At 67.5% G+C, this 12,343-nt stretch carries 15 protein-coding genes and 3 tRNA genes; 7 read left to right on the forward strand and 11 right to left on the reverse strand.

The features are described from left to right. Positions 1-74 precede the first annotated feature (74 nt). The 3 genes from BHQ18_RS08675 (at position 75) to BHQ18_RS08685 (ending at position 4,271) form a co-directional block, all read left to right on the forward strand. On the forward strand, positions 75-1,025 hold the full coding sequence (locus tag BHQ18_RS08675; protein WP_069413185.1) for an endonuclease/exonuclease/phosphatase family protein: 951 nt from the start codon (positions 75-77) through the stop codon (positions 1,023-1,025). Between the two features lie 72 nt (positions 1,026-1,097). Then, complete coding sequence (locus BHQ18_RS08680; protein WP_234794116.1) at positions 1,098-1,388, forward strand: hypothetical protein; 291 nt, start codon at positions 1,098-1,100, stop codon at positions 1,386-1,388. 132 nt (positions 1,389-1,520) lie between these two features. Beyond that, on the forward strand, positions 1,521-4,271 hold the full coding sequence (locus tag BHQ18_RS08685) for a helix-turn-helix transcriptional regulator (RefSeq protein ID WP_069413187.1): 2,751 nt from the start codon (positions 1,521-1,523) through the stop codon (positions 4,269-4,271). A 76-nt stretch (positions 4,272-4,347) separates the two neighbouring features. Here the strand turns inward: BHQ18_RS08685 and rplA are convergent, their stop codons facing one another. The 11 genes from rplA to BHQ18_RS08740 all read right to left on the reverse strand — a co-directional run bounded on the left by rplA (position 4,348) and on the right by BHQ18_RS08740 (position 9,101). After that, positions 4,348-5,055, reverse strand: a complete 708-nt coding sequence (gene rplA, locus BHQ18_RS08690; protein WP_069413188.1) for a 50S ribosomal protein L1 — start codon at positions 5,053-5,055, stop codon at positions 4,348-4,350. A gap of 70 nt (positions 5,056-5,125) precedes the next feature. Beyond that, positions 5,126-5,554, reverse strand: a complete 429-nt coding sequence (rplK, locus tag BHQ18_RS08695; RefSeq protein WP_069413189.1) for a 50S ribosomal protein L11 — start codon at positions 5,552-5,554, stop codon at positions 5,126-5,128. A gap of 54 nt (positions 5,555-5,608) precedes the next feature. Further along, entirely contained in the window at positions 5,609-6,436 is an 828-nt protein-coding gene (gene nusG / locus BHQ18_RS08700) for a transcription termination/antitermination protein NusG (RefSeq protein ID WP_069413190.1), read from the reverse strand. 37 nt (positions 6,437-6,473) lie between these two features. After that, entirely contained in the window at positions 6,474-6,917 is a 444-nt protein-coding gene (gene secE, locus BHQ18_RS08705; RefSeq protein ID WP_069413191.1) for a preprotein translocase subunit SecE, read from the reverse strand. Between the two features lie 73 nt (positions 6,918-6,990). Then, positions 6,991-7,063, reverse strand: a tRNA-Trp gene (locus BHQ18_RS08710). A 155-nt stretch (positions 7,064-7,218) separates the two neighbouring features. After that, entirely contained in the window at positions 7,219-7,770 is a 552-nt protein-coding gene (gene hadC / locus BHQ18_RS08715) for a (3R)-hydroxyacyl-ACP dehydratase subunit HadC (RefSeq protein ID WP_069413192.1), read from the reverse strand. A gap of 3 nt (positions 7,771-7,773) precedes the next feature. Beyond that, complete coding sequence (gene hadB / locus BHQ18_RS08720) at positions 7,774-8,202, reverse strand: (3R)-hydroxyacyl-ACP dehydratase subunit HadB (RefSeq protein WP_069413193.1); 429 nt, start codon at positions 8,200-8,202, stop codon at positions 7,774-7,776. After that, entirely contained in the window at positions 8,189-8,638 is a 450-nt protein-coding gene (gene hadA, locus BHQ18_RS08725) for a (3R)-hydroxyacyl-ACP dehydratase subunit HadA (protein ID WP_276045998.1), read from the reverse strand. Before hadA ends, hadB begins: the two co-directional genes overlap by 14 nt. A gap of 81 nt (positions 8,639-8,719) precedes the next feature. Continuing rightward, entirely contained in the window at positions 8,720-8,887 is a 168-nt protein-coding gene (gene rpmG / locus BHQ18_RS08730) for a 50S ribosomal protein L33 (RefSeq protein ID WP_059101288.1), read from the reverse strand. A gap of 36 nt (positions 8,888-8,923) precedes the next feature. Then, a tRNA-Met gene (locus tag BHQ18_RS08735) sits at positions 8,924-8,997 on the reverse strand. A gap of 31 nt (positions 8,998-9,028) precedes the next feature. Beyond that, positions 9,029-9,101: transfer RNA gene (locus BHQ18_RS08740), tRNA-Thr, on the reverse strand. Positions 9,102-9,258: 157 nt separating this feature from the next. Here BHQ18_RS08740 and BHQ18_RS08745 point away from each other — a divergent pair. The 4 genes from BHQ18_RS08745 (at position 9,259) to BHQ18_RS08760 (ending at position 12,318) form a co-directional block, all read left to right on the forward strand. After that, positions 9,259-10,119 (forward strand): NYN domain-containing protein, encoded by an 861-nt coding sequence (locus BHQ18_RS08745; protein ID WP_069413195.1) that lies wholly within the window; start codon positions 9,259-9,261, stop codon positions 10,117-10,119. 21 nt (positions 10,120-10,140) lie between these two features. Further along, the gene (locus tag BHQ18_RS08750) at positions 10,141-10,854 is read left to right on the forward strand and encodes an MBL fold metallo-hydrolase (protein ID WP_069413196.1); all 714 of its coding nucleotides are present in this window, start codon (positions 10,141-10,143) and stop codon (positions 10,852-10,854) included. Positions 10,855-10,953: 99 nt separating this feature from the next. Next, complete coding sequence (locus BHQ18_RS08755; protein ID WP_084293955.1) at positions 10,954-11,604, forward strand: DUF4352 domain-containing protein; 651 nt, start codon at positions 10,954-10,956, stop codon at positions 11,602-11,604. A gap of 21 nt (positions 11,605-11,625) precedes the next feature. Beyond that, positions 11,626-12,318, forward strand: coding sequence for a glycoside hydrolase family 25 domain-containing protein (locus tag BHQ18_RS08760; RefSeq protein ID WP_234794118.1), 693 nt, complete (start codon positions 11,626-11,628; stop codon positions 12,316-12,318). Positions 12,319-12,343: the final 25 nt, after the last annotated feature.

The raw sequence follows: 12,343 nt of genomic DNA on the forward strand, positions 1-12,343 counted from the left end.
ACCCGCTTTACGCATGGGTCAACTGTCACACATCGAGCGAGATCGGACGCGTCATTCTGACCGAATTCAAAGCAGTGGCGCGACGGATCGCGACGACGCTGGCGGTGGTGGCGCTGGTCCTCGCGGCGGTCGCGTTCGCGGTGCGGTTCGTGCCGATCGTCAACCGCCCGCTGCTGGTGATCGCCGCGCTCGCGCCGTACCTGATGCTCGGCGCGCCGGTCGCGGTGCTGGTGTTCGCGGCGCTGCGACGTTGGGGCGCAACGCTGTTGGCGGTCGCGCTGACCGCCGCCGTCGTCGCCGTCCAGGCGCCCTTATATAGCGCCGACGACGCACCGGCCGGGGTGACGGTGCGGTTCGCGTCGGTGAACCTGCGGTACGGCGAAGCGGATGCGACGGCCGTCGTCACCCTGGCCCGCGAGCAGGTCGACGTGCTCGCGGTGCAGGAGCTCACCCCGCAGTTGGCCGAGAACCTTGCCGAACTCGGCGCGGATTTCCCGTTCCAGGTTCTGCAGCCGCGCGACGGGCCGGCCGGGGTCGGCATCTGGAGCCGCTACCCGATGCGGGCCGGCACGTCTTTCGACGAGTTCTGGCTCGGCCTGCTCACCGCGCGGGTGCGGATACCGGGCGCGGCGGCGGAGACGACGGTCGTCACCACCCACCTGTCGGCGCCGTGGCCCGACCCGTTCGAGGGCTGGCGGCAGGACGTGACGCGGCTGCCGACCGTGCTGCAGCAGATCGCCGCCGACGCCCCCGGCGCGGTGCTGGTGGCGGGCGACCTGAACAGCACACCGGACATGCGCGAGTTCCGCGCGCTGCTGCGCGACGGCTACCACGACGCGGCCGAGCAGGCCGGTGCCGGCCTGACCCGTACACATCCCGCCGACATAGCGGTGCCGCCGGTGTTCGCCGTCGACCACATCCTCACCCGCGACGCCACGGCAACTTCCGTGCGCACGGTGGCCGTTCCCGGATCGGATCACCGCGCGCTGATCGCCGAGATCGTCCTGCCCGAGCTTCTTGCATAGGGAAGAAGTCGGTCGTGGAATGTAGGGAAACACCGGATTCCGTTTCGTTGACAAATGGCTACCGTCTGTCATGTGGAGAGCAGTCAAGCGTGCTATCTGGCGGAGTGGTATCTGCCGGAGTTGAGCGAGCAGTCGGTCGACGACATCGTCGCCCGCCTCGACGAGGCCGCTGAGACCGCCACCGGCGAGGGCACTCCCGTGCGGCTGCTGGTCACGCTGTCCGTACCGTCCGACGAAGTGCTCTATGGAGTGTTCGGCGCCGACAACCCGGAGATCGTCGTGCGCACCTGCCGTGCCGCCGGGGCACCGCATCAACGGCTTTCCGCGCACGTGGGCACCCGCATCCGGCAGTGCCGCCACTGACGTTCTTGCGTTCGCCAATTCTTTCTGGCTCGGACCAGTAAAACTGTCCGCCGAATGGCCTAACTGCGTCACCGAACCTGCACGGCCCTCCTCGAGCGCGGTATCGTCGGTTGCTGCGAGGGGTGGGGGTCATTGGTAAAAGGGGTCATCGAAAGGCCGGCCGAATTCCGGGCGGTGGCAGAGTTACTGTCGTGCGCCGAACGCTGTCCGTGTGCGCTCGTCATCGAGGGGCAGGCCGGCGTCGGCAAGACCACGCTGTGGCTCGAGGGCGTGGAAGCGGCGCGTGAGCGCGGTTTTCGCGTGCTTTCAGCGCGCGCGGCGCAGGCGGAGACGGCACTGGCCTACGCGACGGTCGCCGATCTGTTGGGCGATGTGGACCACGAGGTGATCGACGGCCTGCCCGAGGTGCAGCGCATCGCGGTGGACCGGGTGCTTCTGCGCGCCGACGACGCCGGGCCCGGCACCGATCAGGGTGTGGTGGCGGCCGCGTTCACCACGGCGCTGCAACGGCTCATCGAGGACGCGCCGCTGCTGCTGGCCCTCGACGACGTGCAGTGGCTCGACCCGTCGAGCCAGGCGGTGGTGGCATTCGCGGCGCGACGCCTGACCGGTCGCGTGGGTCTGCTGCTGACCGAGCGCAGCGAGCACGAAGGCGAGGGCGCCGCAGGCTGGCTGCAACTGTCCACCACCGACGCCGCGGGCCGCGTGCACGTCGGCCCGCTGAGCCTGGGCGGCCTGCACGCGCTGGTGTCGGCGCGGCTGGGCCGGACGTTCCCGCGGCCGACCATGGTGCGCATCGCCGAGATCTCCGGCGGAAACCCGTTCTACGCATTGGAATTGGCACGCGCTATCGAAGCGGGCGGTTCGCAGTCGGTGCTGCCGGCGACGCTGGCCGAACTGATGCGCCAGCGCATCGGCCGGCTGGAGCCCGAGACGCAGGTGCTGCTGTTGGCGGCAGCCTCGTCGGCGGCGCCGACGCTCGACCTGCTCGCGCGCGTCACCCGCAACACCCCCGAGCGGACTGTCGAACTGCTTGACGAGGCAAAGACCAAGGGCATCATCACGTTTGAGGGCGACGATGTCGCGTTCACCCATCCCCTGCTGGCCCGAAGCGTGTACACCGACGCGAGCCGACGGGAGCGCCGCGCGATGCACCGCGCGCTGGCCGAGGAGGTCGACAGCCCGGAGTCGCGGGCCCGGCATATGGCGATGGCGGCGTCGAGTGCGGATGCGACGACGTTGGAGGCACTCGACGAAGCCGCGGCCACGGCGTGGACCCGCGGCGCCCCGGCCGCCGCGGCCGAATTACTGGAACTGGCGATCGGGCTGGGCGGTGACACCCCGGTGCGGCGGATCTACGCAGCCGACCAGTATCTGCACGCCGGTGATCTGCCGCGCGCGGAGAAGCTGCTGGAGGGCCTGACCGACAGGGTGGCGCGCGGAGTGCACCGCGCGATGGCGCTCAACCTGTTGGGCGCCATGCGGATTCACAACAACAGTTTCACCCAGGCTGTCGAGATGCTCGAGGACGCGCTGAAGAACGACGGCGGCGACCGCGAGGTCCGGGTTCGCACACTGCTGCTGTTGTCGTACGCCCAACTCAACGAGGGCGAGTTCGGTAAGGCCCTGCAGAACGTCGAGCGGGCCGCGGCCTACGCCGAGGACGTCGGGCACAACGACCTGACCGCCCAGGTGCTGGCGGTGCGCGCCACCATCGCCTGCATGTGCGGCCGCGGCATCGACTGGCCGAGTGTTCAACGCGCCCTGGTGTTGCAGGATCCGCACAGTCAGGCGCCGATCGCGTTCCGGCCCAGGGCGAATCACGCGCTGCTGCTGGCGTGGGCTGGCCGGCTGGACGAGGCCAGCCAGCAGATGACCGTCGTGCGGGACCGGTGCGTGGAGCGTGGCGCAGAGACCGATCTGATCTTCGTGGCGGTGTTCACCGCGCTGATCGAGGTGTGGCGCGGCCGCTACGACGAGGCGCGCCGGGTGGCGACCGAGACCGTGGAGCGCGCGCAGCAGCTCGGCGGTGAGCACATGCGGGTGATCGCCAAGGTGATCCTGTCGGCGGTGGCGTCGTATGCCGGCGACGAGGCGCAGACTCGTGAGATGGCGCAGAGAGCCATCGACCTCGCGCATGCCTGCGGTTCGCCGCGGCTGGCGGACTGGGCGGCGGTGAGCCTGGGTTTCCTCGAGGTGTCGATGGGTCGTCACGAGCAGGCGGTGCAGACGCTGCAGCCGCTGATCGAGCGGTTCCCGTTCATCCCGGGCACCGAAATCATCACTGTCGGCTACGTTCCCGACGCGGTGGAGGCGATGATCGCGCTCGGCCGCGCCGACGACGCGCTGCAGATGATCGAGGCGTTGGAGACCAACGGCCGGATGGTGGACCGGGCGTGGATGCTGGCGATAGGTGCGCGGGGTCGCAGTATGTGGCTGGCCGCGCACGGCGACGTACCCGCGGCGGTGGACATGGCGCAGCAGGCGCTGGGCCATCACGAGTGGTTACCGATGCCGTTCGAGCGGGCGCGCACGCTTCTGCTGCTCGGTCAGTTGCAGCGCCGGCAACGGCAGAAGGATGTCGCGCGGGTGACGCTGACCGAGGCGCTGGAGGTGTTTGAGTCGTTGGGCACGCCGTTGTGGGCGAAGCGGGCGCGCGCGGAGTTGGCGCGGCTGAGCACCGTGTCGGGCGGGAGCCTGGGCCTGACGGCGTCCGAGCAGCGGGTCGCCGAGTTGGCGGCGACCGGGATGACGACGAAAGATGTGGCTGCCGCGTTGTTCATCAGCCCGAAGACAGTCGAGACGAACCTGTCGCGGATCTACCGCAAGCTTGGCATCAAAACGCGCGCGGAGTTGGGACGGGTGTTCGGGGACGGCAGTTAGAGCAACGGACAGGCGCGTCGCGCGAACTTCGCGGTGCCCCGCCTGACCAGGCGGGGCATCGGGTCATCGAGAGTGGTTACGCCTCGGCGAAGTTACGCGTCACCGACGGGTCGACCGGGATGCCCGGGCCGGTGGTCGTCGAGATCACGATCTTCTTCAGGTAGCGGCCCTTCGACGAGGACGGCTTGGCCCGCAGGATCTCATCGATCGCCGCACCATAGTTCTCGGCCAGCTTCGTCTCATCGAACGACGCCTTGCCGATCACGAAGTGCAGGTTGGCCTGCTTGTCGACGCGGAAGTTGATCTTGCCGCCCTTGATGTCGGCCACGGCCTTGGCCACGTCCGGGGTCACCGTGCCGGTCTTCGGGTTCGGCATCAGACCACGCGGGCCCAGGATGCGCGCGATCCGACCCACCTTGGCCATCTGATCCGGCGTCGCGATCGCGGCGTCGAAGTCGGTCCAGCCGCCCTGGATCCGCTCGATCAGGTCATCGCTGCCCACCGCATCGGCGCCGGCCGCCTCGGCGGCCTCGGCCTTGTCACCGACCGCGAACACCACAACGCGGGCGGTCTTACCGGTGCCGTTCGGCAGGTTCACGGTGCCACGCACCATCTGATCGGCCTTACGCGGATCCACGCCCAGCCGGATCGCCACCTCCACGGTCGCGTCCTGCTTCTTCGACGAGGTCTCCTTGGCCAGCTTCGCCGCCTCCAGCGGCGTGTACAGCCGGGTGCGGTCCACCTTCTCGGCGGCTTCGCGGTAGGCCTTGCTGTTCTTGCTCATTGATGTCTCCTTGTAGTTCAGAAGTTGTGGTTGGCGGGCCGCAGCTGGCCCTCCCACGGGGTGGGCCGAATTATTCGACCGTGATCCCCATCGACCGGGCGGTGCCGGCGATGATCTTGGCGGCCTGATCGATGTCGTTGGCGTTCAGGTCTTCCTTCTTGGTCTCGGCGATCTCGCGCACCTGATCCCAGCTCACCTTGGCGACCTTGGTCTTGTGCGGCTCACCGGAACCCTTCTGCACACCGGCTGCCTTGAGCAGCAGCTTGGCGGCGGGCGGGGTCTTCAGGTTGAACGTGAAGCTGCGATCCTCGTAGACGGTGATCTCCACGGGGATGACGTTGCCGCGCTGGTTCTCGGTCGCGGCGTTGTACGCCTTGCAGAACTCCATGATGTTGACGCCGTGCTGGCCGAGCGCCGGACCCACCGGCGGGGCGGGGTTGGCCTGCCCGGCCTGGATCTGCAGCTTGATCAGCCCGATGACTTTCTTCTTCGGGGCCATGGGTGTGGTGTTTCCTTTACTTGATTCGAAAGTGGAGGGCCCGTCCCTCCGAAACTAGATCTTGGCGACCTGGTTGAACGTCAGCTCGACAGGCGTCTCGCGGCCGAAGATGGACACCAGCACCTTGAGCTTCTGCTGTTCGGCGTTGACCTCGCTGATCGAGGCCGGCAGCGTCGCGAACGGACCGTCCATGACGGTGACCGACTCGCCGACCTCGAAGTCGACCAGGATCTCCGGACGTTCCAGCGTCGCGTCCGTCGAGGCGGCGCCGGCGGCCGTCGAGGCGGCCTTGCCCGGCTTCTTGGCCGCGGCCGGCGGCAGCAGGAACTTGACCACGTCGTCGAGGCTCAGCGGCGACGGCCGCGACGTCGCCCCGACGAAACCGGTCACGCCCGGCGTGTTGCGCACCGCGCCCCAGGACTCGTCGTTGAGTTCCATGCGGACCAGGATGTAACCGGGCAGCACCTTGCGGTTGACCTGCTTGCGCTGCCCGTTCTTGATCTCGGTGACCTCTTCGGTGGGCACCTCGACCTGGAAGATGTAGTCGCCGACGTCGAGGTTCTGCACGCGGGTCTCGAGGTTGGCCTTCACCTTGTTCTCGTAACCGGCGTAGCTGTGGATGACGTACCAGTCACCGGGCTTGAGCCGCAGCTCCTTCTTCAGCGCGACGGCCGGGTCTTCTTCCTCTTCCTCGGCGGCCTCGCCGTCGGCGGCGGCCTCCTCGGACACCTCAGCCTCACCGGCAGCGTCGGCGGCGGTGGCCGCCTCGTCGCTGACGGCGTCGCCGGCGACGTCGGCATCTTCGGTCGCGGGATCGGTGGTCGTCTCGTCGACCAGATCGACACTCTCGGCCGAAGGCGTATCGCCCTCGAAGCTAGTCACTTGTCAGTCCTCTCAATACTTCGTCCGTGCGCCCTCGTCACCCGAAGACCCACATCACGAGCTTGGCCAAGCCGAAGTCCACACCGGCGATCAGGGCGACCATGAACGCCAGGAAGACCAGCACCACGATGGTGTAGCTGACCATCTGCTTGCGGTTCGGCCAGATCACCTTGCGCAGCTCGGCGACGACCTGCTTCAGGTAATTCCAGACGAACAGGAACGGATTGCGGGACGGGCCGTCGCCGCGCTTCTTGGCGGTCTTCTTCGCGCCGCCCGAACCGTTCTTGGTGGGCCCGTCCTTGGTGGGCGAAGCCTCCGTGCCGGTGTCCAGGTCGATCGCGGAGCCGACGTCCTCGCCGACCGCGGCGCGTCGGGACCGCTTACCCGACGGCCGGTTCGGCCGGGTCACCACCGCGCCGCTGCCGGTGTCCTCGGTCCCGCCCGTGCCTGCGGAGCCGGCACCATCGCGCTCGTCGCTCACCGCATGCCTTTCGTCTGGTCATTTTGTGGGGTCACTGTCCAGTGTCCACACGTTGTCGAGTATTCGCCTTCAGCAGGGGCGACAGGACTTGAACCTGCAACCTGCGGTTTTGGAGACCGCTGCTCTGCCAGTTGAGCTACGCCCCTTCGGGAAAGACACCGCTGGCACTGCGATATCCCTCGCCTGTTCGGGGCTCACACAATTCGCGCGCTCCCCGATCGGTCGATCTTCAAACCGACGGAAGCGCGCTGTACTGGGAAAACCCCGAGGTCCGAGTGTAGCGTGCCTTCCGTCGGAGTTACTAATCCGCCGCCTGGTCGGTTTCGGTGCCGGCGTCCGACGCCTCGTGCATCACCGGCTTGCGGGTGACCTGCCCGGTCTTGGGATCCCAGCCCGCCGAGATCGAGTTGTCGCCCTCGTGGCCCATCAACGTGGTGAACGACTCCATCACCAGTTCGCCGTGCTGGTCGACCAGCGTGTTGCGGGTGGTGACGATGTCGGCGCCGAAGCGCTCGTCGACGGTCAGCACATACAGCGTCCCGGTCAGCTCGTCGCCGGCCTTGATCGCCCGGTGGAACTTGAACTTCTGGTCCACTTGCACGATCTGCATCGTCTCGAAGCCGATGTCGTTGTGCTGGAAAAAGTGCCGCTGAATCATCACCGCGAAGATCGACATGAACGTCGGCGGTGCGATGAGCGCGTCGTGGCCGGCGGCCTTGGCGGCCTCCAGGCTGTGACTGGTCGGGTCGTCGGCCTTGACGGCGTTGGCGTACTGGCGGATCTGCTCGGTACCCACGACGTAGGGCTCGGGGTACTTCCAGACCATGCCCCTGATGTCGATTTTCAGCGCCATGGGCTACGCCAACTTCGCAACAGCGACGGCGCGGCCGAAGATCTTCTTCCCCCCGGTCGTCGCCGACAACGCGATGGTGACCGACTTGGTCTCCGGCTCAACCGCTTTCACGCGGCCGTTGAAGACGATCTCGGCGCCCACCCCGTCGTTGGGCACCGGCACCACCGCGGTGAAGCGGACGTTGAACTCGGTGACCGCGGCCGGGTCGCCGACCCACGACGTCACGTAGCCGCCGCCCAGACCCATGGTCAGCATGCCGTGCGCGATCGCGGTGTCCAGCCCGACCTGCTTGGCGATTTCGTCGTCCCAGTGGATCGGGTTGAGGTCACCGGAGACCCCCGCGTAGTTCACGAGGTCCGCGCGTGTCAGCGGGATGACTTTCTCGGGAAGCAGGTCACCCACCTTCACCGAATCGAACTCACGCAGTGCCATCAGAAAAGCCCTCTTCTCCGTCGCCCGTCCGACCCGCCAGGGTCGTGTATGTCTCCTGCAGGACGCCACCGGCTTCGTTGGTGACGATGGTCTTGAGCACGACCAGGTCGGTGCCGTGGGCCTGGCGCACGGCGTCGACGGACACGTCGGCGTAGATCTTGTCGCCGGCGAAGATCGGCGCGGTGTACTTGAACACCTGGTCGACCTGGACGATCTTCATGTCGGTGAGCCCGATGCCGGCGTGCCGGAAGAACCCCGTCTGCGCCTTGTAGCCCAGCACGCTGGTGAACGTCAGCGGCGCCGGCAGCGCCCGGTGGCCCAGTTCGGCCGCGGCGTCCTCGTCGAAGAACACCCGGTCGTCGTTCTTGACCGCGGTGGCGTACTCGCGGATCTTCTCGCGGCCCACGACGTAGTGATCGGGGTAGCGATAGCTCATCCCGACGATCCGCTCGGACAACGACACAGTTAGTGAACCTACCTAGTCAACCCGGGCGATCGCCCACGGGTTGGGCGCGTCTTAGCGCGATTCCTTGTGAGGCTGGTGCTTGCCGCAGTTCGGGCAGAACTTCTTGATCTCGAGGCGGTCGGGATCGTTGCGGCGGTTCTTCTTGGTGATGTAGTTGCGGTGCTTGCACACCTCGCACGCCAAGGTGATCTTGGGCCGTACATCGGTACTGGAGGCCACGGTTGCTCGTCCTTTGTCTACGCGTTCAGTTGCCTGTAGCGGTGGGGGGGCTCGATCCCCCGACCTCACGATTATGAGTCGTGCGCTCTAACCAGCTGAGCTACACCGCCCCGGGATCCGGGCGTTCACGCCCGCTCACCGAGCCCCCTAACGGAATCGAACCGTTGACCTTTTCCTTACCATGGAAACGCTCTGCCGACTGAGCTAAGGGGGCCTGCCTACTTCATGTCCCGCGCACTGCGGCGCGAGCCTTAAAGAGGGTACAGTCTCGCGGTTTGCCACGCCAAACCGCAGGTCACTTCCTCGACTGTAGTCCCTTCGGTCGTGCGCAGTCCCGGCGGGGAGGGGCCCTTCAGTGATAGGACGGAGCGGTGACCGAACCCAACCCCACGCGCGTCGCGGTGTACCTCGACTTCGACAACATCGTGATCTCGCGCTACGACCAGGTGCACGGTCGCAGCTCGTTTCAACGAGACAAGACCGCGGGCTTCCACAAGCACCCGGGGCGGCTGACCCAGGCCGTCGTCGACGTCGGCGCGATCATCGACTACGCCTCCTCGTTCGGCACGCTGGTGCTGACCAAGGCCTACGCCGACTGGTCCACCGACGTCAACGCCGACTACCGCGACCAGCTCGTCGGCCGCGCCGTCGACCTCGTGCAGCTGTTCCCCGCCGCCGCCTACAGCAAGAACGGCGCCGACATCCGGCTGGCGGTCGACGCCGTCGAGGACATGTTCCGGCTGCCCGACCTGACGCACGTGGTGATCGTCGCCGGCGACTCCGACTACATCCCGCTGGCCCAGCGGTGCAAGCGGCTCGGCCGCTACGTCGTCGGCATCGGCATCACCGGGTCGATCAGCAAGTCGCTGACCGCGGCCTGCGACGAGTACGTCTCCTACGACGCGTTGCCCGGTGTCCCCGAGGTCAAGACCGAGGCGCCCAAGAAGCGCCGCACCAAGGCCGACGCCGAGGCCGAACCCGAGCAGCCCGACCCGCAGGCCGGCGCGACCGCGCTGCTGCAGCGCGCGCTGTCGATCGCGCACGGCAAGGACGACTCGGACTGGCTGCACAACTCCGCGGTCAAGGCGCAGATGAAGCGGATGGACCCGTCGTTCTCGGAGAAGTCGCTCGGGTTCAAGTCGTTCAGCGACTTCCTGCGCTCACGCACCGACCTGGTCGAGCTCGACGAGAGCAGCACCATCCGGATGGTCCGGCTGCGCAACCTCGACTGAGCCGTCGATACGCTGGCGGGCATGGCCACCGACCGCCTCTACTTCCGCCAGCTGCTGTCCGGGCGTGACTTCGCCGCCGACGACATGATCGCCCAGCAGATGCGCAACTTCGCCTACCTGATCGGCGACCGCGAGACCGGCGACACCGTCGTCGTCGACCCCGCCTACGCCGCAGGCGAACTCGTCGACGCCCTCGAAGCCGACGGCATGCGGCTGTCGGGCGTGCTGGTCACCCACCACCACCCCGACCACGTCGGCGGCTCGATGATGGGCTTCGAGCTCAAGGGCCTCGCCGAGCTGCTCGAACGCACCAGCGTGCCCGTGCACGTCAACAGCCTTGAGGCCGACTGGGTTTCGAAAGTCACCGGCATCGCGCGCAGCGAGCTCACCGAGCACCAGCACGGCGACGTCGTCACGGTCGGCGACATCGACATCGAACTGCTGCACACCCCCGGCCACACGCCGGGCAGCCAGTGCTTCCTGCTCGACGGGCGCCTCGTCGCCGGCGACACCCTGTTCCTGGAGGGCTGCGGGCGCACCGACTTCCCGGGCGGCAACGTCGACGACATGTTCCGCAGCCTGCAGGCGCTGGCCAAACTGTCCGGCGACCCGACGGTGTTCCCCGGCCATTGGTACTCGGCGGAGCCCAGCGCGTCGCTGTCGGAGGTGCGCAACACCAACTACGTCTACCGGGCGAGCAACCTCGACCAGTGGCGCATGCTGATGGGCGGCTGACTTCGCCATCAGCGGCGATGGCGGACACAATTGTCCGACCACTGGGCGCGTCTGCGCTATCCTCCAGTTTGCTCCGCTTGCCTGGGAGGACCGCTTGCGATGACGACACCGCCGACGCCCGGCTGGTATCCCGATCCTGAATCCAATGCTCCGTCTTCGGCTTTAGACCTGCCCTCGGACGTCGACCGTAGGCTGCTCAACCGCTATCTGGCCGCCTGCGCGGCGATGCTGCTGGTGCTGGCCGGCGCCGTCGTCTACGGCGTCTTCATCAACGACCCCGCCCCGGCCTCCCAGACCGCCGCGGTCGCGAAACCCGCTACCGCCGGCGGGTGGGGTGAGCCCCCGGCGGATCCGACAACGGAGGCGGTCGGGGTCAGCGCCGCAGCCGTCGACGGGCCGCTGGCGTTCACGGTCGCCGACGTGGACGTCGGCACGATGGTGTCGTCGACCGAGGCGCCGCTGCGCAAGGACGCGGTCGGCGAGTTCGTCGTGGTGCGCCTGTCGGTGATGAACGTCAGCGATGCGCCCGCCCGGTTCCTCGGCGTGTTGCAGACGCTGGTCGCCGACGGCACCTCGTTCACCGTCGACGAGGAGGCGACGTTCTACGTCGACGGCGGGTCCGTCGAAATCCCGGCCGGCGCCGAGGCGCAGGTCGGTGTCGCGTTCGACGTTCCGCACGGCACCACACCCGAGGTGATCGAACTGCGCGCGGACGCGGCGAGCCCGGGCGTGCAGATCTCGCTGTCGTAGTTCTCCGACAGACTGGCAGGCGTGCCCGACACGCTCTATGCCGACGTCTCCGAATGGCAGGTGGGTGTCGACGACACCTACCCCTACCCGGTGCTGTGCATCCGGTCCAACGACGGGACTCATCGAGATCGCCGGTGGCGCAACAACTATGACTGGTGCGTGCGCAACGCCGACAGCGGCCGACTGACGTTCTTCATCGTGTACTTCGTGTGGCGGCCGAACTGGCGTCAGGCGGTGGACACCTTCATCAGCCAGCTCGGCACGCCGCACCCGAAGATGGCGGTGATGCTCGACGTCGAATCGTGGGGCGGCCAGATCCGCGGCAACCAGTCGGCCGGCATCAACGCCGCCCACCGCGCCGTCGGCGACTACGTCGGCAGTCCCGCCAGGGTCATCGGCTACGGCAACGTCGGCGACCTGAACAAGCTGTGGCCGGACAAACCGCCGGGCATCCGGTTGGTGATCGCCGCCTACGGGCACAACCCGCCGTATCCCGGCAAAGTCGCCCATCAGTACACCGACGGATCCGGCTACGGCGGCGGCCTGCCAGAAGGTGCGCCGCCGTTCGGTAACTGCGACATGAACTCCGCCGACGGCTACACCGCCGAGGAGTTCGCCCGGGCCTGCGGGGTCCGCATTGACGCGTCCGCTGAAAACGGCGTTCCGCCCGACGCGCGGCTCGCGAGGAGGAGAATCCAGCGAAGAAGCCGCTAATTAGTTTGCCGAATCCAGAGACAAG

This window comes from Mycolicibacterium flavescens, assembly GCF_001722335.1.
In the GTDB taxonomy this organism is placed as follows: domain Bacteria; phylum Actinomycetota; class Actinomycetes; order Mycobacteriales; family Mycobacteriaceae; genus Mycobacterium; species Mycobacterium flavescens.

Excerpts from the sequence above, each read along its gene's own strand:
- rplA (WP_069413188.1), bottom strand. The coding sequence starts at position 5,055 with ATGAGCAAGAACAGCAAGGCCTACCGCGAAGCCGCCGAGAAGGTGGAC.
- rplK (WP_069413189.1), bottom strand. The coding sequence starts at position 5,554 with ATGGCCCCGAAGAAGAAAGTCATCGGGCTGATCAAGCTGCAGATCCAG.
- hadC (WP_069413192.1), bottom strand. The coding sequence starts at position 7,770 with ATGGCGCTGAAAATCGACATCAGGGGCATGGTCTGGAAGTACCCCGAG.
- hadB (WP_069413193.1), bottom strand. The coding sequence starts at position 8,202 with ATGGCACTGCGTGAGTTCGATTCGGTGAAGGTGGGTGACCTGCTTCCC.
- hadA (WP_276045998.1), bottom strand. The coding sequence starts at position 8,638 with ATGAGCTATCGCTACCCCGATCACTACGTCGTGGGCCGCGAGAAGATC.
- BHQ18_RS08750 (WP_069413196.1), top strand. The coding sequence starts at position 10,141 with ATGGCCACCGACCGCCTCTACTTCCGCCAGCTGCTGTCCGGGCGTGAC.
- BHQ18_RS08755 (WP_084293955.1), top strand. The coding sequence starts at position 10,954 with ATGACGACACCGCCGACGCCCGGCTGGTATCCCGATCCTGAATCCAAT.